The following is a 21543-nucleotide window of genomic DNA, read 5'->3' as shown; positions in this document are numbered from 1 at the left end:
CCACCTCGATGCGCCCGTGGACGCGGGGGTTGAGCAACACCGCTGCAGCAACCTGTCTGCGCAGGCAGATATCCCTACGATGTGAGAGATCGGATCACGGTGTCGGCGTCGCTCGTCACTGTCCGGTGGTGAGGATCATCCGGTAGCGGGCCTCGCCGGTGAGCATGCGGTCGTAGGCCGTGCCGACCTCGTCCAGCGGGCGGGTCTCGGTGATCGGTCGGATGCCGGTGAGGGCGGCGAAACGCAGCGTCTCCTCGACGTCGCGGGCGGTGCCGGAGGGGTGGCCGTGGACCGTCCTGCTGGTCGCGATGAGCTGGAAGGGGCTGACCTGGATCGGCTCCGGATCGGCGCCGACGACGATGAGTTCCCCGGAGCGGCGCAGGCCGTCGACGGTGGCGCTCATGGCGGCGGAACTGCCCGCGGTGGCCAGTACGACCTTGGCACCGCCGAGCGCCTGCAGTCGCTCGGCGACGTCGCCTGCGGAGCCGTCGACGTAGTGGTGGGCGCCGAGCTTCTCGGCCGCCTCGGCCTTGTCGGACCCGCGGGCGATGGCGACGGTCTCGAACCCGAGCTTGTTCGCGAACTGCACGCCGAGGTGTCCGAGTCCACCCAGGCCGAGCACCGCGACGAGGTCGCCGGGGCGGGCCGTGCTGCGGCGCAGGGCGTTGAAGGTGGTCACGCCTGCGCAGCCCATCGGGGCAGCCTCCGTCGCGCTCAGCCGGTCGGGGATGCGGGCCAGTGCGTTGACGGGCACGACGGCGGCCTCGGCGTAGCCGCCGGGGTAGGCCCAGCCCGGCACCTGGAGCCGCTCGCAGTGGATGAAGTCGCCGTCGCGGCAGGCCACGCAGGTCCCGCAGTGGCCGCCGAACCAGCCGACCGCCACCCGCTCGCCGGGCTCCCAGCCCTCGACGTCGTCGCCGACGGCGGCGACGCGCCCGGCGATCTCGTGTCCGGTGACCAGGGGGAACGGCACGTTCGGGAAGGCCGCGCCGACGAAGGCCGCGTCGGAGCGGCACACGCCGCAGGCCTCGACGGTGATGCGGACCTGGCCGCGGCCGGGTTCGGGGAAATCCCGCTCGACGATGTGGAACGGGCCGCCGGGCTCGTTGACCTGGGCGGATCGGTACGTGGGCATCGCGCGCCTCGCTTTTCACGTCGGTGTCTCGTTGTGGTGTGCACTCGAGTCAACCGCCGGAACGAGGGCCGGTGGCCGCGATAACCGGCCCGGCCGTGCCTGGGTACGGCACACCCCCCTTCCGCCGTCGGCCGGTCGGGTTGCGGGCGGTGCGATCTGGCTACCGTGCCGCCATGGCGACCGGCGGTCTGCGAGACCTCGACAGGAAGCGTGGAGCGGGTTCCTGTTCACCCACGATCGGCTCTGGCGTGCGCTGGCGGCGGGCCTCGCGCCCCTGAACGTGAGCATGGCCGAGTACAGCGTGTTGGCCCTGCTCTACGCCGCCGACCCGAAGGGCATGCGGATGTCGGATCTCGCCCGGCGCCGCCTGATGTCCACCGGTGGTTTCACCCGTCTCGCCGACCGACTCGTGAGCCGCGGGCTCATCGAGCGGCGGCGGTCGCCCGTCGATGCCCGTAGCTTCGATGCGATCCTGACCAGCGAGGGACGGGCGCTCATGCAAGGCACGGCGCCGGCACCACAGCGATCTGCGAGAGCTCTTCTTCAGCCGGCTCGACGATGACCAGCTCCGTTGCCTCGTCGACGTCTGGGCCCGCCTCGACCCCGCGGCCGACACCAGCGGCGGCGACGACGCGATGAGCGGCAGCGCAACGGCATCCTGAGCGGTGGCTCCGGTCATCCGGTTGCGGCCGGCTCCCGCCGCCGTCGGCATGATGACCAGGACGAGAAGGACGAGGATCACCGGTCTCCGCACGCACCGTCAGACCCGCGACGGTGACGATCGGTTGTGTCGAGCTGCTACTCGCCGTCCACGTCGGGGAAGGCGACGAACCGGACGAGGAGGCGGCGCGCTCCTTCCGTCGGCGGGTCGGTGGCGGCGGCGTAGCGCCGGAGGAGCTCCATGTAGTCCGTCCAGAACCGCAGCAGCTCGTCCTTGGTGAGGTGCAGCACTCCCCGCGAGAACAGCAGTCCGTCGCCCCACTCGCCCATCGCATCGCGCTGCCGCTGGAACCGGGCGAACGCCTCGATGTCCTCGGCGACGCCGTGGCGGGCGAACTCGTCGAACGTCGCCCGCATGTCGGCGCTCATCGTGCTGCGCGGTGGGAACCGGATGTCCTGGCGCCGCGCCCGCCACCAGCGCTCACGGCCCTGGCCCTGCTCCGGCGCGTCCTCCACGAAGCCGTGTTCGGCGAGCCGGCGCAGGTGGTAGCTGGTGGCGCCGGTGTTCTGCCCGAGCGCCCGGGCCAGCGAGGTCGAGGTCGCCGGTCCCTTCGAGTCCAGGTGGCGCAGGATCCGCCGCCGCAGCGGGTGGGCCAGTGCCTTCAGGGTCGCCGGATCGGTGAGCTCTCGGGGTTCTCCCTGGTCTGCCACACCGCGGAAACTAGCAGGGTTCCCTTTGCACAACTTTCTATGCAACGATTCCTCTGTAAAGGGGGGCCACTCATGGACGTTCTCGCCGCCGTCATCGCCGCCACCATCGCGGTGCTGCCCGGTCAACCGCCGCCGACCGCCGCCGACGTCCAGGATTCGCAGCTCTCCGTCACGACCGCCGACGGGCTGACCCTTGCGGCAACGCTGCACGTCCCGGCTGGTGCACGGCCCGGCCTGCCCGGCATGGTGCTGGTGCACGGGTCCGGGCCCCGCACCCGGGAGCACCTCCGCGCGGAGGCGGAGGCCTTCGCGCGAGCGGGCATCGTCACGCTCACCTACGACAAGCGCACCATGGGCTACTCGTTCACGCAGCGCTCGTACTCCCAGCTCGCCGACGACGCGGTCGCCGCTGCCGCGGTGCTGCGGGGCCGGGCGGAGGTCGATCCGGGGAAGGTCGGGATATGGGGGCTCAGCGAGGGCGGCTGGGTCGCTCCGCTCGCCGCCGCCCGCGACCCGCACACGGCGTTCCTCGTGGTGGTGGGTGCGAACGGTGTCGCGCCGCTGCGGCAGCAGGCCTGGGCCGACGCGGCCGAGCTGGAGCACGCCGGGGTGCGCGGCTCACTGGTCGACGCAGGCTCGCGCACGCTCTACCGGCTGATCGCAGGCGGCGGCGTGTTCCCGGAGCCGTATCACGACCCCGCTCCGCCGCTACGCGCGCTCACGCTGCCGGTGCTCGGCATCTGGGGTGCGCTGGACCGGGCGACCCCGCCCGTCGAGAGCGTTGCCGCCTACCGGGAGTTCCTCGATCAGGCCGGCCACCGGCAGTACACGCTGCGCACGTTCGACCGCGCGGAACACACCCTGCGCGCCAGCGCGACCGGGTACGACCGGGGCGCGGAGTTCGCACCCGGCTACGTCGACCTCGTGGGCGCGTGGGTCTCCGACGTCGCCGCCGGCCGGGCCCCGTCGACGTCCGTGGAGGGCGCGGGGGAGCAGTCGCGGCCGACCGCGGACGTGCCGCCTCTGGCCTGGTACGAGTCGGTGTGGGTGCAGGCAGGCGCCCTCGCCCTGATGCTGGCCGGCTTCACCGGGCTCGGCTTCACGGCGGCCTGCCGTCGGATGCGCGGGCGCTCCCGGGTGCCGGCGCCGCGGTCGGCCCGCGTGCTGGCCGGAGCGGGCCTCACCGCCGTGGCGGGCTGCCTGGTCTACCTCGGACTCGTGCTGACGAGCCGGGGCGGGCAGTTCGATCCCGGCCCGATGATCGCCGGCCGACCGCTGCCATGGCTCGCGCTCCAGGCGCTGGCCGTCGTCGCGGCCGGTGCCGCGGTCGTGCTCGGCGTGCGGACCTGGCGCCGCGGTGCGGGCGGGCCACGGACGGTGCTGCTGCTGTCGGCGGGTGCGGTGTTCGTCCCCTGGGCCGCGTACTGGGGGCTGCTGCTGCCGTAGCTCCTCGCGGCGGCCGCGCCTGCTCGCCTTTGTCCGGGCAGAAGGACTTCCCACCGCCGGCCTCCGGATTGCCGCCCCATGATCAGCAGGTCGGTGCGACAACGGCCGGATCCGGCCGCCATCGCACCGAACCGCTGATCACGGGCGTTCCGCGGAACGCGCCGGGTGCCGCTGCGGGGCCGCCACCATGATCAGGGAATGCAGCAGGACTAGCCGGACCGCCAGTTCTTCAGGCTGTCCAGCCCGACGGCGACGATGATGACGGCGCCCTTGATGATCAGCTGGGTGAAGAACGGCACGTTCATGAGCACCAGGCCGTTGCTGAGGACGCCGATGATGAGCGCGCCGACGAACGTGCCGTGGATCCGGCCGCGGCCACCGAAGAGCGAGGTGCCGCCGAGGACGACCGCGGCGATCGCGTCGAGCTCGTAGCCCTCGCCCGCGCGCGGCTGACCGGACTCGACGCGGGCGGCGAACATGACGCCGGCGAGCCCGGCCGTGAGCCCGGCGAGCAGGTACACCTTCAGCAGCACCCGCTTCACCTTGATGCCGGCCAGGCGGGCCGCCTCGACGTTGCCGCCGACGGCGTAGATGTGCCGGCCGAACGTGGTGCGTTCGAGGACGAACCACACGGCGAGGTAGGTGATCACCATGACCACCACGGGCGAGGGGATCGCGGCGATGTTGCCGTTGCCGAGCAGGCGGAAGCCCAGATCGCCCTTGGCGATGAGCGGCTGGCCGTCGGTGAGCGCGTATGCGGTGCCGCGCAGGTAGGTGAGCGCCCCGAGCGTGACGATGAAGGCGGGCAGCGCGAGGTAGGCCACGAGCAGGCCGTTGAGCAGCCCGGCCGCCGCGCCGACGAGGATCCCGCCCAGCACGGCGACGAGGGCGGGGGCGCCGCCGTTCCACAGCAGCACGGACGTCACACCGGCCACGCCGATGACGGACCCGACCGACAGGTCGATGCCGCCGGTGAGGATGACGAGCGTCATGCCGGCGGCCAGCACGGCGTTGATCGAGACGGCACGGGCGACGTTGAAGCCGTTGCTGAGGCTCCAGAAGTTGGGCGCGATCACCGCCATCAGGGCGACCATCGCCAGCAGCACGATGAGGATGCCGTAGCGGTCCCACACCTGGCCGAAGCTGCGCCGCGGGCGCTCGGCCTTCTCGAGGGCGGAGCTGTCCGCCGGGGCGGTGCGGGTCATGCGTGGGTGCCTCCGTTCTGCTCGCTGCCCACCGCTGTGCCGGAGCCGGCCACCCCGGTGGCGTGCAGCATGACGGCCTCCTCGGTGGCCTCGGACCGGTCGAGCTCGGCGACGATCCGCCCGCCGCGCACCACCAGCACCCGGTCGCTGATGCCCAGCGCCTCGGGCAGGTCGGAGGAGACCACGAGCACGGCGACGCCGCGGCGGACCTGCTCGTTGATGATCCGGTAGATCTCGTACTTGGCGCCGATGTCCACACCGCGGGTGGGTTCGTCGAGAACCAGCACCCGGGGGCCGACGGTGAGCCAGCGGCCGAGCACCACCTTCTGCTGGTTGCCGCCGGACAGGTGGCCCGCGTCCTGCGAGGCCGCGGTGCGGATGCGCAGGGTGTCCATCTGCCGCCGGGCCACCTCGCCGATGGCGCCCCGACGCAGCACGCCGAGCCGGGACAGCGTGCCGAGCGCCGCGGCCACCAGGTTGTCGCGGATCGACATCTGCGGGAAGAGCGCCTGCTCCTTGCGGCTCTCGGGGAGCAGCCCGATGCCGTCGCGGATGCTGGTGGCGGGGGAGCGGTTGTCGAGCGGCTTGCCGTCGAGCTCGACGGTGCCGCCCCTGGCGCGGTCGGCGCCGTAGATCATCCGGGCGATCTCGGTGCGGCCGGCGCCGATGAGGCCGACCATCCCGACGACCTCGCCTGCGCGCAGCTCCAGGTCCACCGGCCCGATCCCGGCGCCGTCGGTGAGGCCCCGGACCCGGAGGACGACATCGCCGGGCGCACGGTCGTCGTGGACGTAGAGCTCCTCCACGTTGCGCCCGATCATCTGGGTGACCACCCGCTCCGGGGTGATCTCGGCCTTCTCGCTGGTGCCCACCGAGCGGCCGTCGCGGAACACGGTGACGCGATCGGCGAGCTGCCAGACCTCCTCCATCCGGTGGCTGATGTAGACCAGCCCCATCCCGGCGGCGCGCATCTCGTCGATCAGCGCGAAGAGCTGGCGGGCCTCCCGGTCGGACAGCGCCGCGGTGGGCTCGTCGAGCACCAGGATCCGGGCGTCCTCGGCGAGGGCGCGGGCGATCTCGACCATCTGCTGGCGGCCCACGGACAGGCGGCGCATCGGCAGCCGCGGGTCGACGTCGGCGCGGACCCGGGCCAGCTTCTCCTCGGCGTCGCGCAGCACCCGCCTGCGGTCGAGGCCGCCCCAGCGGGTGCGCGGCTCGGCCCCGAGCGCCAGGTTCTCCGCGACCGTCATGTCGGGGACGGTGTTGAGCTCCTGGTGGATGATCGCGATGCCCAGTGCCGCCGCCTCGATCGGGGACGAGACGGTGACCTGCTCGCCGTCGATGCGGATCGTGCCGGCGTCCGGGGCATGGACGCCGGCGAGCACCTTCATCAGCGTCGACTTGCCCGCGCCGTTCTCCCCCATGAGGGCGTGGACCTCGCCGGCGCGCAGGTCGAAGTCGACGCCCCGCAGGGCGGGGGCACCACCGAACGACTTGGTGATGCCCTCCATGGTGAGGAGAGCGGGCCCCGCGGATCTCATCGGGGATCTACTGCCAGCCCTTGTACTGCGCCAGGTTCTCGCGGGTGATCATCTCGGTGGGCACCAACACCGACTGCTGCTCCAGCTGCTCGCCCGCGAAGAGCTTCTGGGCCATCTCCAGCGCGATCGCACCCTGGGTGTTGGGGTCCTGCGCCGCGGTGGCCTCGAACATCGAGTCGGGCTTCTGCAGTTCCGCGACGGCCTCGGGGGACGCGTCGACGCCGACGATCACCAGGCCGCCGATCCCGGCCTGCTGCGCGGCCAGCGTGGCGCCCAGCGCGGTGGGGTCGTTGATCCCGAAGATCCCCTTCACGTCGGGGTGGGCGGTGAGCATGTCGGTGGCGATGGTCAGCGCCTCGGCGCGCCCGTTGTCGCCGTTCTGCTCCGCGACGATCGTGATCTGCGGGTAGTTCTGCAGCGCCTGCTTGCACCCGGTGACGCGGTCCTGCACCGAGGAGATCGGGGTGCCGTTGATCAGCAGGATGTTGCCCGCACCGCCGATCTGGTCGGCCAGGTAGGTGCACGCCAGGTTGCCTGCCGCGGTGTTGTCGAGTGTGACCTGCGCCTCGGCGCCGCGCGCCGCGACGTCGATGGCAACCACCTTGATCCCGGCCTCCTTGGCGCGCTCGACGGCGGGCCCGATGCCGTCGGAGTCGACCGCGTTGATCAGCAACACGTCGATCTGCTGCTGGATGAACGCGTCGATCTGCTCGTTCTGGGCGCCGAGGTCCTGCCGCCCGTCCTGCACGTTGACGGTGGCGCCGATCTTCTCCGCGCCGGCCTTCACACCGTTGGCCATCGACTGGAAGAACGGGTTGGACAGGTCCTGGACCATCAGCCCGATCGTCTTGACCTGCGCGCCTGCCCCGCCCCGCTCGGTGCTGACCGGGTCGCCCTCACTGCACCCGGCGGCCAGCGCGCACGCCAGCACCATCCCGCCGGCCACCAGCCGGGCACGGCCCCGTCGGATCAACCCAAGCGCCATCGCTCGCCACCTCGCTCCTGATCACGCCATCGCGGCGCGCAGATGTTAACGCACACATCAGACAACATCGACGGCCCGGAGCACGGCGGCGACCGAGCGGTCCACGTCGTCCTCGGTGGTCATCGCATTGGAGACGGCGATGCGCATGTAGCGGCGGCCGCGCCAGGTGGTGCCCCCCATCCAGCAGGTCCCGTCGCGCTGGACGGCGGCGATCACCGCGTCGGTGCGGGTGTCGTCGCCGAACCCGACGAGGACCTGGTTGAGCACGACGTCGTTCGCGATCTCCAGCCCGTGGGCCGCGAGCCCCTCGGCGAAGCGGGCGGCCAGGCGGCAGCACCGCTCCACGAGCTCCGCCATCCCGTCGGCGCCCAGCTCGCGCAGCGCGGCCCAGACGGCGAAGCCGCGCGCGCGGCGGGACGACTCGAGGACGAGGTCACCCGGCATCGGCACCGGACCACCCGAGCCGGTGAGGTAGCTCGCGGTGTAGTTCATCGCGGCGACGTGCACCTCCGGGTGGGCGCAGATCGCGAAGCCGCAGTCGTAGGGGACGTTGAGCCACTTGTGCCCGTCGCAGGCCCACGAATCGGCCAGCTCGACGCCCTCGACGAGGTGGGCGCGGCCGGGCGCGGCGGCCGCCCACAGCCCGAACGCGCCGTCGACGTGCACCCAGGCGCCGTGCTCGCGGCCCAGCGCGATGGCGGCGCGCAGGTCGTCGCAGGCGCCGGTGTTGACGTTGCCGGCCTGCAGGCACAGGACCGTCGGCGCGCCGTGTCCTGCGGCGAGGACGCGGCGCAGTTCGGCGACGTCGATCGCGCCGTTCCGGTCGGCGGCCACCGGCTCGATCGCGGCGGTGCCGAGGCCGAGCAGGCGCGCCGACCGGTCGATCGTGGCGTGGCGCTCATCGCCGGCGACGACCCGCACCCGCGGGGCGCCCTGGAGGCCATCGCGCTCGACGTCCCACCCGGCGGCGCGCAGCACCTGGTGGCGGCCTGCGGCCAGCCCCACGGTGTTGCCGGCCTGTGCTCCGGTGACGAACCCGACGGTGGCTGTGGCCGGCAGGCCGAGCAGCTCGAGCAGCCAGCCGCTCGCGGCCCGCTCGGCCGCCACCGCCGCGGGGGAGAGCGCGTTGTTGAAGGCGGCCTGGTCCCACCCCACGGCGAGCACGTCCGCGGCCGTGGCGGCGGCGAGCGCGCCGCCGACGACGAAACCGAAGTAGCGCGGGCCCGCGGTGCTCATCAGCCCGCCCTCGGCCGCCGCGACGAGGTCGTCCACGACCTGCGCAGGTGGCGTGCCGGTGCGGGGCAGGGGCCCGCCGAACCGCTCCAGCAGCGTGTCCGGGGCGGTCGGCGCCTGCACCGGCCGGTCGGGGAGGGACGCCCGGTAGTCCGCGGCGACCTCCGCGACATGCTGCAGAAGCGATCTCATGTCCATCGCCGGATCGTACGAACGGCGTGCCCGTCCCCTAGGTTGGGCGACGTGGATCACGTCGATGCCGTCGTCGTCGGGGCCGGGATCAACGGCATGGCCGCCGCCGCGCATCTCGCGGGAGCGGGATGGTCGGTGGCCCTGGTCGACCAGCACGAGCGGATCGGCGGGTTCGTCGCGGGCGAGGAGCGCACGGTGCCGGGCTACCGCCACGACACCTACTCCTCGTGGCACCCGCTCTTCGTCACCGGTCCCGTCTACGCGGAGCTGGGGGCCGACCTGCACCGGCACGGCCTGGAGTACGCCAACGCCGACGGTCCGGTCGCGGCGTCGGTGTCCGACGCCGGGGACGTGACGATCGCGCACCGGGACGTCGAGCAGACCGTGGCGGGCTTCGCCGACCCCGCCGACCGGGACGCCTACCGCGCCGCGATCCAGCGGTTCGGGGCGCACGCCGCACACATCGGCGGGCTCCTGGGCAGCGAGCTGCGCTCGCCCGGCGTGCTCGGCCCGCTCTGGGGGCTCGCCCGGGCCGGCGGGCGCACCGAGTTGGCGGCCTACGCGCGGGAGGTCGCGACGAGCGGGCGGGCGTGGCTGCGCACGCACTTCCGGGGCCCCGAGGTCGACCGGCTCTGGGCGCCGTGGCTGCTGCACGCGGGCCTGGCCCCCGACAGCGCGTCCGGCGGGCTGATGGTGCCGGTCTTCGCCGCCACCCTGCACGCCGCGGGCCTGCCCGTCGTGGTCGGCGGCGCGGGGAACTTCGTGGCCGCGTGGGAGCGGCTGCTCGCCGAGCGGGGCGTCACCGTGCACACCGGCCGGCGGGTCGACCGCGTGGTGCTGCAGGACGGGGCGGCCACCGGGGTCGCGGGCGACGGCTGGGGCATCGCCGCCCAGCGGGCGGTGCTCGCGTCGGTGACGCCGGCCGCGCTGTACGGGCAGCTGCTGCCGCCCGGTGCGGTGCCGGCCGCGGTGGCCGGGGAGGCGGCGCGCTATCGCCCGGGGCGGGCGGCGATGCAGGTGCACGTCGCGCTGTCCGGGCCCGTGCCGTGGCGCCACCCGGCGCTGGCCGCGGTGCCGCTCGTGCACCTGTCGGACGGGTCGGCGTCCACGGCGATCGCCTGCGCCGAGGCCGAGGCGGGCCTGCTGCCGCGGCGCCCGACGGTGGTGGTCGGCCAGCAGCACGTCCTCGACCCCTCGCGAGTGCCTCCCGGGACGGCCGCGCTCTGGCTGCAGCTGCAGGAGGTGCCGTTCGCCCCGGTCGGCGACGCGGCAGGCGAGCTGGACGTCGCGGGCGGATGGGACGCCGGCCTCGCCCGCGGGTACGCCGACCGCGTGCTCGACCGGGTCGCGGCGCACGCACCGGGGCTGCGCGACCTGGTGGTCGGGACGGACGTGATCACCCCCGCCGACCTCGCCGCGTACAACCCGAACGCGATCGCAGGGGACCCCTACGCCGGCTCGGCCGAGCTGGACCAGAACTTCCTCTGGCGTGCCGACCACGCGACGCCGGTGCCGCGGCTGTGGCACATCGGCGCGTCGACGCACCCGGGTCCCGGCCTGGGCGGAGCGTCCGGCCACCTCGTCGCCCGTCGCCTGCTCACGCCGACGATGCCCGAGCGGCTGCGCCGGATGATCGCCGCCCGGCCGGGGTAGTCGAGATCCATGACGGAGGACGGCCCGCCCCTGCCGGATGCGCTGGAGCGCCACCGGGACACATCGGCGGGCCGGATCCGCAGCCGCTCCGTGGGGGAGCCCGGACCGGGTGTGCCCGAGGTGGTGCTGGTGCAGGGGATGGCCGTGGCCGACTACCTGATGCCCGCGGTCGCGGAGCTGGGCAGGTGGACGCGGGCGCACCTCGTCGAGCTGCCGGGGTTCGCCGGGAGCGGGCAGGCGACGCGCAAGCTCGACGTGCCCGGGTACGCCGCGGCGGTGGTCGAGTGGCTCGACGCCGCGCAACTCGGGCCGGTGGTACTGGCAGGGCACTCGAGCGGGACGCAGGTCGCCGCCCGGGCCGCGGTGCAGGCGGGGTCGCGCGTGGCCGCGGTGGTACTGGCCAGTCCCACCGTCGCCCCGATCGCGCGGCCGTTGCCGCGCATGCTCCTGCGCTGGCGGCTCGACGGGCGGCACGAGCCACCCGGCCTGACCGAGTCGCACCTGCCCGAGTGGCGGCGGGCGGGTGTGCGCGGGCTGCTGCACCTGGTGCGGGTGCACCTGCGGGACCGCATCGAGGAGTCCGTCCCCGCGCTGACCGTCCCGGTGCTCGTGCTGCGTGGCGCCGACGACCGGCTGAGCACGCGCGAGTGGGCCCGCGGTCTCGCCGCGGCCGCGCCGTCGGGCCGGTACCAGGAGGTGCCCGGGGCGCACACCTTCCTCTGGGCGGACCCGGGCTCGTGGAGCGCGCCGGTGCGGCAGCTGGCGCTCGGCGCGTCATGACGGAGCGGTTCTCCAGCACCTGGACGCAGGTGGACGGGCGGCGCATGCACGCCCGCGTCGGGGGCCGGGTGGACGCGCCTGCGGTGGTGTTGCTGCACGGCCTGGGCGTGTCCAGCCGTTACATGCTCCCGCTCGCCCGGGAGCTGGCGCCGCAGTTCCGGGTGCACGCCGTCGACCTGCCCGGCTTCGGCCGGAGCGAGCCTCCGGCCGAGGTGCTCGACGTGCCCGGGCTGGCCGACGCGCTGCTGGCCTGGGTCGACGCCGCAGGGCTCGTCGCCCAGGCACTCGTCGCGAACTCGATCGGCTGCCAGGTGGCGGCCTCGGCGATGGCCCGATCACCGCAGGCGCTGGAGCGTGCCGTGCTCATCGGCCCGACGTTCGACCGGCGGGGGCGCAACCTGCCGGCGCAGGTCGTGCGGCTGGTGCGCACCGGGGTCCGCGAACGCCCCGGGCTGGCCGCGGTCATGGCTCGGGACTACGCCGCCTGCGGGCCGCGGCGGGTGGTCCGCACCGTGCGGCACGCGTTCGCCCACCGGATCGAGGGCGACCTGCCCGCGATCACCCGCCCCGTGCTCGTCGTCCGCGGTGGCCGGGATCGCGTCGTGCCGCAGCGGTGGGCGGAGGAGGTGACCGCGGCACTGCCGGACGGCAGGCTCGCCGTGGTGCCCGGGCACGGACACGCCCTGAACTACTCCGCGGCGGGCCCGCTGACGTCCGCTATCCGGCCGTTCCTCGGCGGCCCGCCCCCTGGACCCGACGCGCCGACCGCGCGGCCTGCGACCGCGAGCATCGCCCAGTTCGACTCGGCGACGGCGATCCTGCGGGGGAGTGCCGCGGCCCTGCACGGGCGGGACCTGCCGGCCCTGGGCGCCTTCCCGCGGCCGGTGGCCCCGCTGGTGGAGCGGGTCCTGCCGGCCGTCGACCTGCTGCCCGACCGCCTGCGCGAGCAGGTGTACCGCATCGGCAGCGGCAGCGAGGCCGCGCCGCCCGGCGAGCTGCACGCGGTGAGCGCGGAGCTGCTGGCGCGGTGGATGGTGGCGCAGTACCCGCGGCGCGAGTACCCGGCGGCGATCGTCGGGTCGTCCAGCGGGGCGCTCGCCCACCTGGCGGCCGCGCTCGGTGTCCCGTTCCTGCCCCAGACGTTCCTGCTCCCCGTGGCCCAGCCGCAGGTCGACCCGGACGATCCCCGCCACGGCCTCGCCGCGGGCGCCGGGCCCGGCCGGTTGCTGCTGGACGCCAACCCCGAGGTCGCGCTGCACCACATGCACGATCCCAACCAGGACCGGTTGTCACTGGCGCGGATGACCTACTTCCGCCTCAAGCGCCGCCGCCTCGGTGCCGCCTTCACGGGCTTCCTCGCCGACACCCTGCCCCGCGGCGCGACGCTGCTGGTCGCGGACTGCCGCCTGCGCTGGCCGGTCACCCCGCTCGGCGACCGGCACGTGTTCCAGTTCGGCGCGCTGGGCGGCATGCCGGCCGAGGAGTTCCGCACCGGCAGTCCCCGCGTCGCCGACTACCTCCGGCGCTACGGCTCGGCGTGCCGCCGCTGGGACCCGCCTCCGGTGGACGGCGACGCCCCGGAGGCGGAGTGGGGGTTCGACCCGGCCCTGTGGGACGACCTGAGCGAGATCGCGCGGGAGCGGGGGTGGCGGCTGCGCCGCGTCACGTTCGGCGAACCGGCCGCTCTCAGCCCGCTGGTCGCCGACCTGTACCGCTGGTGGTACCGGCGCCGCGGCCGGCAGGCGGAGCGGCTGCTCGTCGAGTCGTTCGTGCTGCTCGATCCCCACCTCGTCCTCGCGACCGGCCTGGTGCCGTACTGGTCGGAGTTCCCCGTCGAGCCGTCGGCAGCCGCACTCGAGCGCTACCTCGACGGGACCCAGAACGGCCCAGGAGCGCAGCCCTACGAGGAGATCCTGCTGACGCTGTTCCAGCACGGCACCGACGGCGTCGGGGTGGCGCCGATCGAGCGCTGGCGCGAGCTGATCGGTCGGGCCGGAAGGCACGGTGCGTTCCTCGGGGTCGACCCCCGCCTGCACCCGCGGGATTTCAGCAGCTTCGGCCGGTTCCACCGCACGCTCGCCGGGAAGCCCCGCGCCACGCCACCCGCGCCGCTCACGCTCGAGGAGCTCGACCTCTTCCTGGCCGAGCGGCCCGACGACGCGGTGTCGTGGGACGGGTGAGGCGAACCGGGTACCCCCGGCCCATGGCTACGTGTGAGGTGTGCGGGAACGACTACGACATGGCGTTCGAGGTGCGGGCGCAGGGCGCGGTCCACGTGTTCGACAGCTTCGAGTGCGCGATCCACGCCATGGCACCGGTGTGCGAGCACTGCGGGTGCAAGATCGTCGGCCACGGCGTGCAGGCGGCCGGCCGGTTCTTCTGCTGCGCCCACTGCGCGAACTCCGCGGTCTCCGGCGCAGGCCTGCGCGACCGCGTCGACGCGACGGTGTGATCGCGTGATCCCGTCCCGCTGATCACTGACCGGTCGGCGCGGTCTCCGGCTCCGGGTCCTCGGCCGGTTCGGGGCGCAGCGGCTCGAGAGCGGTGGTCTCGCCGAACCACAGCAGCGCGTCGTACCGGTCACCGAGCGTCGAGGGGACGTAGTTGCCCCAGCGCTCCTTCGCGGGGTGGTAGACCACGCCGATCGCCCGGTGGTCCAGCGACGTGCGCAGCCACCGCGGCTGGTCGTAGGTCTCCGGGAAGACCAGCAGGGACGGCTCGTCCCCGAGCGCGCGGTGCAGGAGGTCCTCGACGCTCCCGTCGCGTCCGGGCGGCACCGGCAGGCGCTCGGCGGGCGCGCCCCATGACGACGCCGCGACGACATCGCCCCGGTGCCCGGCGAAGCCGACCAGCACCACCCCGTCGTCGGCACGGCGCTCGCGCGCGAGCTGCCCGAGGTTGGTCATGCCCGTGGCGGCCATGTCGGTGGCCCTGGCGTCACCGATGTGGGTGTTGTGCGCCCACACGACTCCCTTCGAACCAGGTCCCTGGTGGTCGAGGATCCGGTCGAGGGTGTCGGCCATGTGCATGTCGCGGATGTTCCAGGAGTACGGCCCGCCCCGCACCGCGGCCCGGTAGTAGCGCTCGGCACCCGCGACGACGGCGGCGTTCTGCTCCACGACGAACCGCTGATCCGCGTCACCGGCGGACCCGTCCTCCTCACCGTGCCGCTCGCACATGGCCCGCAGCACCTCGACCACCGCGTCCTCGCAGCTCTCCGGCACCCAGCGGGTCGCGCGGGCGTACGCGAACGGGTCCGGCCCGTAGGGCTCGAAGCAGGCGTAGGCCTGAAGCGCCGAGGACGCGTGGTCGGGCTCGTGCTCGCGCAGCCACCGCACGACCTCGCGCATCGACCGGTGCAGGCTGTAGACGTCGAGCCCGTGGAAGCCGACCCGCTGCTGCGGGGGCCGGCCGGCGTTGTGCTCCCGCAGCCAGGTGGCGGCGTCGCGCACGGCGCTGTTGGCCCACATCCAGGTGGGCCAGCGGTCGTACGCGGCCAGTGCATCGCCGACGTCCTCGGGTCCACCGGTCACGGACCGGTGCAGGCGTCGGCAGTCCGGCCAGTCGCCCTCGACGGCGACGAAGCCGAAGCCCTTGTCCGCGACGAGCCTGCGGGTGAGCCGGTCGCGCCACGCGTAGAACTCGTGGGTGCCGTGCGACGCCTCGCCGATCAGCACGAGCCGGGCGTCGCCCACCCGCTCGACCAGCGGGTCGAGGGCCGCATCGGGGCCTGCGTCGGTCCGCAGCGGCCGGGCGAGGGCACGGACGTCGGCCGGGTCGTCCATCGGGTCCTCCTAGTCGGGCGGCTCGACGGGGAACACGCGGTACGGGCGGTGCAGCAGCGGGCGGGCGACGTTGTGCACCGGCACGCCGCCCCGGGTCCGGCCGTCCGGAAAGCCGGCGTGGGCGTGGCCGTGCAGCGCGAGGGCCACGCCGCAGCTGTCGATGACGTCGGCGAGGAGGTGGCTGCCGAGGAACGGGTAGATCTCCCGCGGCTCGCCCTCGAGCGTCTCGGGGACCGGCGCGTAATGGGTGAGGGCGACGGTCACGTCGCAGTCGAGGGTCCGCAGCGCCTCCCCGAGCCCGGCGGCGAGTGCGCGGCCGCGGGCGGCGAAGGCCTTCATCTCCGGCTCGCCGAAGTCGGCCACCATCCCGCTCGGGAACCCGCCGCCGAACCCGACCGTGCCCGCGACACCCAGCCGCACGCCGTCGAGGACCAGCACCGTCGAGCTGCACTCCAGCACGGTGATCCCGGCGTCCGTGAGCGCCGCCGTGACCCCGTCGCCCTCGTCGGAGTGCAGGTCGTGGTTGCCGAGCACGGCGACGACCGGCACCGGCGCGCCGGTGAACTCGCCCGCCACGACCTTCGCCTCGGCCACGGTGCCGTGGCGGGTGAGGTCCCCGGCCAGCAGCAGGACGTCGGCGGTGCCCTCCAGCGCCGCCACGTCGTCGGCGTAGCAGCCGTGCATGCCCTCGCCGATGTGGATGTCCCCGACGGCGGCCACGCGGATGGTCACCAGGAAACCTCCTCCTTGGGCGGGATGTCGAGGTCGTCGCAGAGGTCGAGGAACGCCCTCGCGAACGGCCAGTGCTCGACGTCGCGCCGCAGAGCGGGCCAGTCGATCTGCTCCCGCAACGCCCTGGCGTGCGGGAAGATCCGCCCCATGTCGCAGTAGTGCTCCGACAGCGCGAGCACCTTCGAGGCGAGGATGTCGGTGGCCGGCTGCACGGGCATGAGCACCGAGTCGACGCGCAGCTCGTCCGCGAGCTCCAGCTGCTTACGGGTGACGGGCCGGTCGGCGGGCCGGAAGATCAGGTCGACCAGCGCGCCGCCGTCGTAGACCTTCTCCAGCCAGTCCTCCGGCGGGTGCTCGATCCGCAGACCGGCGTCGGAGAGCGCCTGCAGGGCGCGCGGCACGTCCTCCTCCACGAGTACGAAGTCGGCGTCGTGGATCGGCTCCGGGCCACCCCGGGCCCATGAGGCGTAGCCGCCCGCCAGCGCGAACGCGACGCCCGCGGCCTTGAGCGTGGTGGCGACGCGCTTCAGGGCGGTCCGCAGCTCCTGGTCCGCCCGCTCGGTGTGACCCGGCGGTGAGACGGTCATGTCGCACCGCCGGTCACCAGCGGCACGAACGCGACGGCGCCGAGGTCCTCGGCCCGGCCGCCCCGGAAGCGCGTGAGCGTCCCGGACCCGTGGTGGCCGACCGGGCAGACCAGCGCGGCGTCCTGGGCGAGCTGGTCGAGCAGCGCGGGCGGCGGCTCGTCCTCCGCCATGGCCGTGACGACGATCCCGTCGAACGGTGCGCGCTCGGGCGCCCCGAGCGCGCCGTCGCCGGTGCGGACCTCGACGTTGTCGTAGCCGAGGGCTTCGAGCGCCCTGCGGGCGCGGTCGGCGAGCTCGGGATGGCGCTCGATCGTCACCACCGAACGGTGGCACCGGGAGAGGACCGCGGCGCCGTACCCGGATCCGGTGCCGATCTCGAGGACGTGCGCGTCGGGCCCGGCCTGCATGGCGGCCGCGCTGAGCGCGACGATCAACGGGGCCGAGATCGTCTGCCCCAGGCCGATGGGCAGCGGGTTGTCCTGGTAGGCCGCGCCCGCCACGTCCCGGGGGACGAACCGCTCCCGGGGTACCTGCCGCATCGCGTCCAGCACGCGCTCGTCGCTGATCCCGCGCCTGCGCAGGCGTTCCACCATCGCGGCCCGTTCCCGGTCGGCGCGCCCGGCCATGTTCTCCGGGTTCCCGCCGCGGCGGACGTCATGCCTCACCCGATCACTGCGCGGCCTGCTGGCCCTTCGCGTACAGCAGCTGCAGGAAGTCGGCGCCCGCGAGCGCGGTGAACGTCGCGGCGACGAGGCGGGTCACCCGCGGCGCGAACACGTACCCGAAGGCGAATCCCGTGGCGATCCACATGTCGAGGCAGAACGGGCAGGTCACGAGCTCGCCGATCGCGTGCCGGACGTCGCTCGCCGTGCGGGTGTCCTCCATGACCTCGGCCGGTCCGCCGGTGCTCCCGTAGCGCGTGAAGGGGACGCGGAGCGGGCTCGTGACCGCGTCCTTGCTGAGGGTGCGCGAGAGCTTGTGCGTGCCCGCGGTGATCAGCAGGAGGTCCCATGGGCTGATCCCGTCCGGCAGCCGGCGCCCCGCTGCCGCCGCGACGCCCGCCCCTCCGGCGACGAGCGCGGCGAAGACCGCCATGACGAGCACGTAGCCCTCGAGGGGCCGGTCCTCACCGTGGCGGTACACGCCCGCCTCGTCCCGTGTGGCCTCGGCGAGGCCGTTCGTGCCTTGGTGGCTCATGTCGTCCCGCTCGTGTCCTGTCGCTGGGTGTGGCTCGCCGTGTGTCGACGCCGCCCCGTGGGCTACCCAGGAGCGTGAGCGCGAACCGGAGGAGGCCGACCGTGGTGGACGGCGAGCACCCGGTGGTGATCGTCACCGGGGGTACGGCGGGAATCGGGCGTGCGGCGGTGCGGGAGTTCGCCGCCCGCGGCTACGACGTCGCCGTGCTCGCGCGGGGAACCGACGGCCTGGACGCGGCGGTCGCCGACGTCGAGAAGGAGGGCCGACGGGGACTCGCCGTGCCCACCGACGTCGCCGACGCCGCTGCCGTGGACGGCGCGGCGCGCCGGGTCGAGGCCGAGCTCGGGCCGATCGCGGTGTGGGTCAACAACGCGTTCACGGGCTCGATCACGTTCTTCGAGGACCTGGCTCCCGACGAGTTCCGCCGGATCACCGAGGTCACGTACCTGGGCTTCGTCAACGGCACGCGGGCCGCGTTGCGGCACATGGTCCCCCGCGGGCAGGGCGTGATCATCCAGGTCGGGTCGGCGCTGGCGTTCCGCGGCCTGCCCCTGCAGGCCGCCTACTCCGGGGCGAAGCACGCCATCGTGGGGTTCACCGAGGCCGTCCGCACCGAGCTGCGGTACCGGCGCTCGCCCGTGCGGCTGTGCGAGGTGCACCTGCCCGGCGTCAACACACCCCAGTTCGACGAGGTGCTCCACCGCGGTGTCGCGCACCAGCCGCGGCCCGTGGCTCCCGTGTACCAGCCGGAGGTCGCTGCGCGCGCCATCGCCGAGGTGGCCCGGCGCCCCCGGCGCTCGACGTGGGTCGGCGCGTCCACCGTCGCCACCATCCTCGCGAACCGGATGGCCCCCTGGCTGCTGGACCGCTACCTGGCGCGCACGGCCGTCCCGGGCCAGGAGGATCCGGCGCACGACCCGCCGTCGTCCCGCACCAACACGTGGCAGCCTCCCGCCGGTGACCTCGGCGCCCACGGCGAGTTCGACGACGAGGCGCACGCCCACAGCCCGCAGGCCTGGCTGACCCGCCACCGTGCCGTCGCGCTGGTCGGAGGGCTGGCGCTCGCCGCCGGCGCAGGCGCGGCCGCGCTCAGAGTTCCGGCGCCCCGCCGACCGTTCGCCAGTCGGGGCTCAGTGCGCAGACGTTCCCGTCGCGGATGGTGACGCTGTCGTACGCCACCCAGCGGCGCCGGCACCAGCACGTGTAGACGGTGCCGCGCAGCGCCCGCCGTGGCGGGTGGCACCGATGTGGGTGTGCGGTCGTCATCCCTCGATCCTCCAATCGAGCGTCGAATCGGCCGTGCTCGCGGACTCCTGGCAGGGGTACCCGCCGATCGGTGGACCGACAGCTCACGCCGCGCAGACTGGTGCGGACGTGGCTTCCCACCGCACTCGCCGTGCCGTGGATGCCGGTGCTGCTGGTGGTCCCCGCGCTGTGGGTGGCCCGGGCGCACCTGCACGGGATCCTCGGTGCGGCATGCCTCGCGGTCGTCGCGGGTGTGCTCGCCGACGTCGCCGTCATCTGGTCCGGCCAGGTTGGTTCCGGGCAGGCGGGGTACCACCCGGATTCCCGAACAGGCAGGAAGGAGCCCGTCGTGGCTCAGAAGACCACCACCGACGTCATCGACACGCTGACCACCGACCACCGGGAGGCGCTCGACCTCCTCGACCGCATCGCCAGGAGCACCCACCCCAGCGAGAAGCGCGACCTCGCCGACACCGTCATCGCCGAGGTCGTGCGGCACGCGATCGCCGAGGAGATGTACGTCTACCCCGCGATGCGCGAGCACCTGCCGGAAGGGGACAAGGAGGTCCAGCACGACATCGAGGAGCACAAGCAGCTCGAGGAGACGATGAAGCAGCTGGAGGCCGTCGACGCGACCGAGCCCCGGTTCGACGGGCTCGTGCGCAAGATGACCGAGCAGCTGCGCCACCACGCCCACGACGAGGAGTCCGAGCAGTTCCCGCAGCTGCGCGCGCAGGTGCCGCACGAGCGGCTGGTCGAGATGCGCGAAAAGGTGGAGGCCGCGAAGAAGCTCGCCCCGACGAGGCCGCACCCGAACGCGCCGCACGCCGAGCTGTTCCACAAGCTCGTCGGCCCGGGCGTGGGGCTGGTCGACCGGCTGCGCGACCGGCTCACCCACCGCAGCAACTGAGGTCCGGCCGCCCGTAGAGTGCCCCTCCGTGGTTGCGGACGGGGGCGCTCTGCGGGCGGTGGACGAGGGGGTCACCCGCCGGCTCAAGGCGCTGGCCTGCACCGCTCCGCTGCACGACCTGGACGCCCGCAAGACGCGGCTGGACTGGGTCGATGCCACGCGCTACCAGATGGCCGAGATCGCCCTGCAGGCCATCGACCAGGTCACCCTCGCCATGGACTTCGACCACGGGGCCGACCAGGCGCAGGTCGTGAAGCGGCTGCGGCCGTTCGTCGCGGCGCAGGTGCCCGACGCCCCGGCGGGCGAGCACGAGCGCGTCGCGCAGTGGGTGATCGAGAACCTGATCAACGTCGGCAGCCTGGACCGCGGGTTCCAGGTCGACTACGGCACCTTCACCGAGGACGGGCGCTACGTCCGCCGCCGCTTCGATTTCAAGCTGCTCGTCGAGGTGGCCGCCCCGGACGGCGAGGTCTACCTGCGTGCCTCCGACGAGGCGATCAACGTGCTGGTCGGCGCCCTGGACACCGACGTCGAGTCGGCGCAGGTCGCGGCCGAGGTGAAGCTGGAGAACCTGATCAGCCGTGGCCGGCTGGGCGACGCGCGCCTCGCCGCCGAGCAGGCGCGCTACCGCACCGTGCAGTACGCGGAGGCGCTGCGCCAGAAGCTCGACGCCACCCGCCGCGACGTCCGCTCGGTCGACTGGCTCACCGCGGTGCCGCAGCTGCTCGACGAGGCACTCACCCACATCGAGTCGCGCTACCGCGCGGAGACCGCGATCCTCGCGAACATCGCCGACGCCCGCGACGAGGCCACCGAGCCCGGGCGCCGCCGCCAGGCCGCGGAGCTGGTGGACGTCGTGAGCGACTGCATCCAGCGGCACACCCAGCTGCAGGCGCGGCTGCAGGAGGCGGGCGCGACGTTCCGCGCGGAGCAGGACCGCCAGCAGTTCAGCGGGCGGCCCAAGCGCGCGGCGATCGACGTGTTCGGTCAGCTGCTGCGCCCGTGCCTGGCCCTGGACACCGCCACCGCCACCGGTCCGGCCGCCGCGTTCTTCGGGGCGGGGGCGGGCGTGCGGGTGCCGAGCGTGCCGAGCCTCACCGGGCTGGTGGAGACGCTGCTGACCCCGCCCGTCGAGCGCGACCCGCTGGGGGAGCCGGTGGTGGAGCCCGACCTCGCGCCGGTCACCGCGGAGCGCTTCGGCGAGCACCTCTGGAAGCAGGCCACCCGGCTGCTCGAACCCGACCGGGGCGCGCGGCGGCTGTCGGAACTGCTCGCCGAGGCGCGGGAGATCGACCCCGAGCTGCCCACGCTGGTGGCGCTGCGCGTCGTGCACGCGGTCGGCTCCAGCGTCGGGACCGCGCGCAACCAGGGCGACCCGAGCCTCCTGCTCGCGTTCGACGACGGCACGGTGCTGCGCGACCCGGAGTTCGGCGGGGCGGACCTGCTGGTCACGACGGCAGGCGTGCTGGGCGGCGAACCGGACGTCGAGGAGGTCGCGTGACCGAGCTTGCGAGGTCACCATTGGGCGCAGCACGCCGCGAGATCC

The 21543-nt window shown here is 74.0% G+C and carries 20 protein-coding genes; 9 read left to right on the top strand and 11 right to left on the bottom strand.

From position 1 onward, the window contains the following. Nucleotides 1–115 precede the first annotated feature (115 nt). Nucleotides 116–1135, bottom strand: coding sequence for an alcohol dehydrogenase (locus FHX44_RS39335; RefSeq protein WP_147260408.1), 1020 nt, complete (start codon nucleotides 1133–1135; stop codon nucleotides 116–118). 286 nt (nucleotides 1136–1421) lie between these two features. Here FHX44_RS39335 and FHX44_RS42535 point away from each other — a divergent pair, with 286 nt between their 5' ends. Continuing rightward, nucleotides 1422–1697, top strand: coding sequence for a MarR family transcriptional regulator (locus FHX44_RS42535; protein ID WP_170309227.1), 276 nt, complete (start codon nucleotides 1422–1424; stop codon nucleotides 1695–1697). A 236-nt stretch (nucleotides 1698–1933) separates the two neighbouring features. Here FHX44_RS42535 and FHX44_RS39325 read toward each other — a convergent pair whose 3' ends face one another. Then, entirely contained in the window at nucleotides 1934–2506 is a 573-nt protein-coding gene (locus FHX44_RS39325; RefSeq protein WP_147260406.1) for an ArsR/SmtB family transcription factor, read from the bottom strand. 72 nt (nucleotides 2507–2578) lie between these two features. On the opposite strand from FHX44_RS39325, the gene FHX44_RS39320 reads away from it, so the two are divergent. Further along, complete coding sequence (locus FHX44_RS39320) at nucleotides 2579–3952, top strand: alpha/beta hydrolase family protein (RefSeq protein ID WP_147260405.1); 1374 nt, start codon at nucleotides 2579–2581, stop codon at nucleotides 3950–3952. A 209-nt stretch (nucleotides 3953–4161) separates the two neighbouring features. Here FHX44_RS39320 and FHX44_RS39315 read toward each other — a convergent pair whose 3' ends face one another. Genes FHX44_RS39315 through FHX44_RS39300 form a run of 4 tightly spaced genes read right to left on the bottom strand, consistent with a single transcriptional unit; the run spans nucleotide 4162 to nucleotide 9108 of the window. After that, nucleotides 4162–5157, bottom strand: coding sequence for an ABC transporter permease subunit (locus tag FHX44_RS39315; RefSeq protein ID WP_147260404.1), 996 nt, complete (start codon nucleotides 5155–5157; stop codon nucleotides 4162–4164). Further along, nucleotides 5154–6698: a sugar ABC transporter ATP-binding protein gene (locus FHX44_RS39310; RefSeq protein WP_147260403.1), complete on the bottom strand. Its 1545-nt coding sequence runs from the start codon at nucleotides 6696–6698 to the stop codon at nucleotides 5154–5156. The genes FHX44_RS39315 and FHX44_RS39310 overlap by 4 nt, the downstream gene beginning before the upstream one ends. A gap of 7 nt (nucleotides 6699–6705) precedes the next feature. Then, complete coding sequence (locus FHX44_RS39305) at nucleotides 6706–7683, bottom strand: ABC transporter substrate-binding protein (RefSeq protein ID WP_212612855.1); 978 nt, start codon at nucleotides 7681–7683, stop codon at nucleotides 6706–6708. A 57-nt stretch (nucleotides 7684–7740) separates the two neighbouring features. Further along, on the bottom strand, nucleotides 7741–9108 hold the full coding sequence (locus tag FHX44_RS39300) for a pyridoxal phosphate-dependent decarboxylase family protein (protein WP_147261845.1): 1368 nt from the start codon (nucleotides 9106–9108) through the stop codon (nucleotides 7741–7743). A gap of 51 nt (nucleotides 9109–9159) precedes the next feature. Here FHX44_RS39300 and FHX44_RS39295 point away from each other — a divergent pair, with 51 nt between their 5' ends. From FHX44_RS39295 to FHX44_RS39275, 4 genes are read left to right on the top strand one after another with little or no spacing between them, the layout of a single operon-like run. Beyond that, on the top strand, nucleotides 9160–10761 hold the full coding sequence (locus tag FHX44_RS39295; protein WP_246170840.1) for a phytoene desaturase family protein: 1602 nt from the start codon (nucleotides 9160–9162) through the stop codon (nucleotides 10759–10761). A gap of 9 nt (nucleotides 10762–10770) precedes the next feature. Beyond that, nucleotides 10771–11541 carry an alpha/beta fold hydrolase gene (locus FHX44_RS39290; protein WP_147260401.1) on the top strand — a complete coding sequence of 257 codons (771 nt, stop codon included), beginning with the start codon at nucleotides 10771–10773 and terminating at the stop codon, nucleotides 11539–11541. After that, a complete protein-coding gene (locus tag FHX44_RS43645; protein WP_246170839.1) occupies nucleotides 11538–13721 on the top strand; it encodes an alpha/beta fold hydrolase in 2184 nt (727 codons plus the stop codon). Before FHX44_RS39290 ends, FHX44_RS43645 begins: the two co-directional genes overlap by 4 nt. A 23-nt stretch (nucleotides 13722–13744) precedes the next feature. Beyond that, nucleotides 13745–13993, top strand: a complete 249-nt coding sequence (locus FHX44_RS39275; protein ID WP_147260400.1) for a hypothetical protein — start codon at nucleotides 13745–13747, stop codon at nucleotides 13991–13993. Between the two features lie 22 nt (nucleotides 13994–14015). On the opposite strand, the gene FHX44_RS39270 is transcribed toward FHX44_RS39275, so the two are convergent. The 5 genes from FHX44_RS39270 to FHX44_RS39250 are packed head-to-tail and all read right to left on the bottom strand — an operon-like array spanning nucleotide 14016 to nucleotide 17842. Then, the gene (locus FHX44_RS39270) at nucleotides 14016–15326 is read right to left on the bottom strand and encodes an erythromycin esterase family protein (RefSeq protein WP_147260399.1); all 1311 of its coding nucleotides are present in this window, start codon (nucleotides 15324–15326) and stop codon (nucleotides 14016–14018) included. 9 nt (nucleotides 15327–15335) lie between these two features. Beyond that, a complete protein-coding gene (locus FHX44_RS39265) occupies nucleotides 15336–16058 on the bottom strand; it encodes a metallophosphoesterase family protein (RefSeq protein ID WP_281287939.1) in 723 nt (240 codons plus the stop codon). After that, nucleotides 16055–16645 (bottom strand): nucleotidyltransferase family protein, encoded by a 591-nt coding sequence (locus tag FHX44_RS39260; RefSeq protein ID WP_147260398.1) that lies wholly within the window; start codon nucleotides 16643–16645, stop codon nucleotides 16055–16057. Before FHX44_RS39260 ends, FHX44_RS39265 begins: the two co-directional genes overlap by 4 nt. After that, nucleotides 16642–17310 carry a protein-L-isoaspartate(D-aspartate) O-methyltransferase gene (locus FHX44_RS39255; RefSeq protein WP_212612854.1) on the bottom strand — a complete coding sequence of 223 codons (669 nt, stop codon included), beginning with the start codon at nucleotides 17308–17310 and terminating at the stop codon, nucleotides 16642–16644. The genes FHX44_RS39260 and FHX44_RS39255 overlap by 4 nt, the downstream gene beginning before the upstream one ends. 4 nt (nucleotides 17311–17314) lie before the next feature. Further along, on the bottom strand, nucleotides 17315–17842 hold the full coding sequence (locus FHX44_RS39250) for a DUF1360 domain-containing protein (RefSeq protein ID WP_147260397.1): 528 nt from the start codon (nucleotides 17840–17842) through the stop codon (nucleotides 17315–17317). Between the two features lie 101 nt (nucleotides 17843–17943). Between FHX44_RS39250 and FHX44_RS39245 the strand changes: the two genes are divergently transcribed. The 3 genes from FHX44_RS39245 to FHX44_RS39235 all read left to right on the top strand — a co-directional run bounded on the left by FHX44_RS39245 (nucleotide 17944) and on the right by FHX44_RS39235 (nucleotide 21498). Continuing rightward, nucleotides 17944–19005 (top strand): SDR family oxidoreductase, encoded by a 1062-nt coding sequence (locus FHX44_RS39245; RefSeq protein WP_246170838.1) that lies wholly within the window; start codon nucleotides 17944–17946, stop codon nucleotides 19003–19005. 173 nt (nucleotides 19006–19178) lie between these two features. Beyond that, nucleotides 19179–19997, top strand: coding sequence for a hemerythrin domain-containing protein (locus FHX44_RS39240; RefSeq protein ID WP_246170837.1), 819 nt, complete (start codon nucleotides 19179–19181; stop codon nucleotides 19995–19997). A gap of 49 nt (nucleotides 19998–20046) precedes the next feature. Then, entirely contained in the window at nucleotides 20047–21498 is a 1452-nt protein-coding gene (locus FHX44_RS39235; RefSeq protein ID WP_147261840.1) for a hypothetical protein, read from the top strand. The last annotated feature ends 45 nt before the right edge of the window (nucleotides 21499–21543 follow it).

Source organism: Pseudonocardia hierapolitana (assembly GCF_007994075.1).
In the GTDB taxonomy this organism is placed as follows: Bacteria; Actinomycetota; Actinomycetes; order Mycobacteriales; family Pseudonocardiaceae; genus Pseudonocardia; species Pseudonocardia hierapolitana.
The sequence above is the reverse complement of the archived record's forward strand: the minus strand, read 5'-3'. Positions and strand labels throughout refer to the sequence as shown.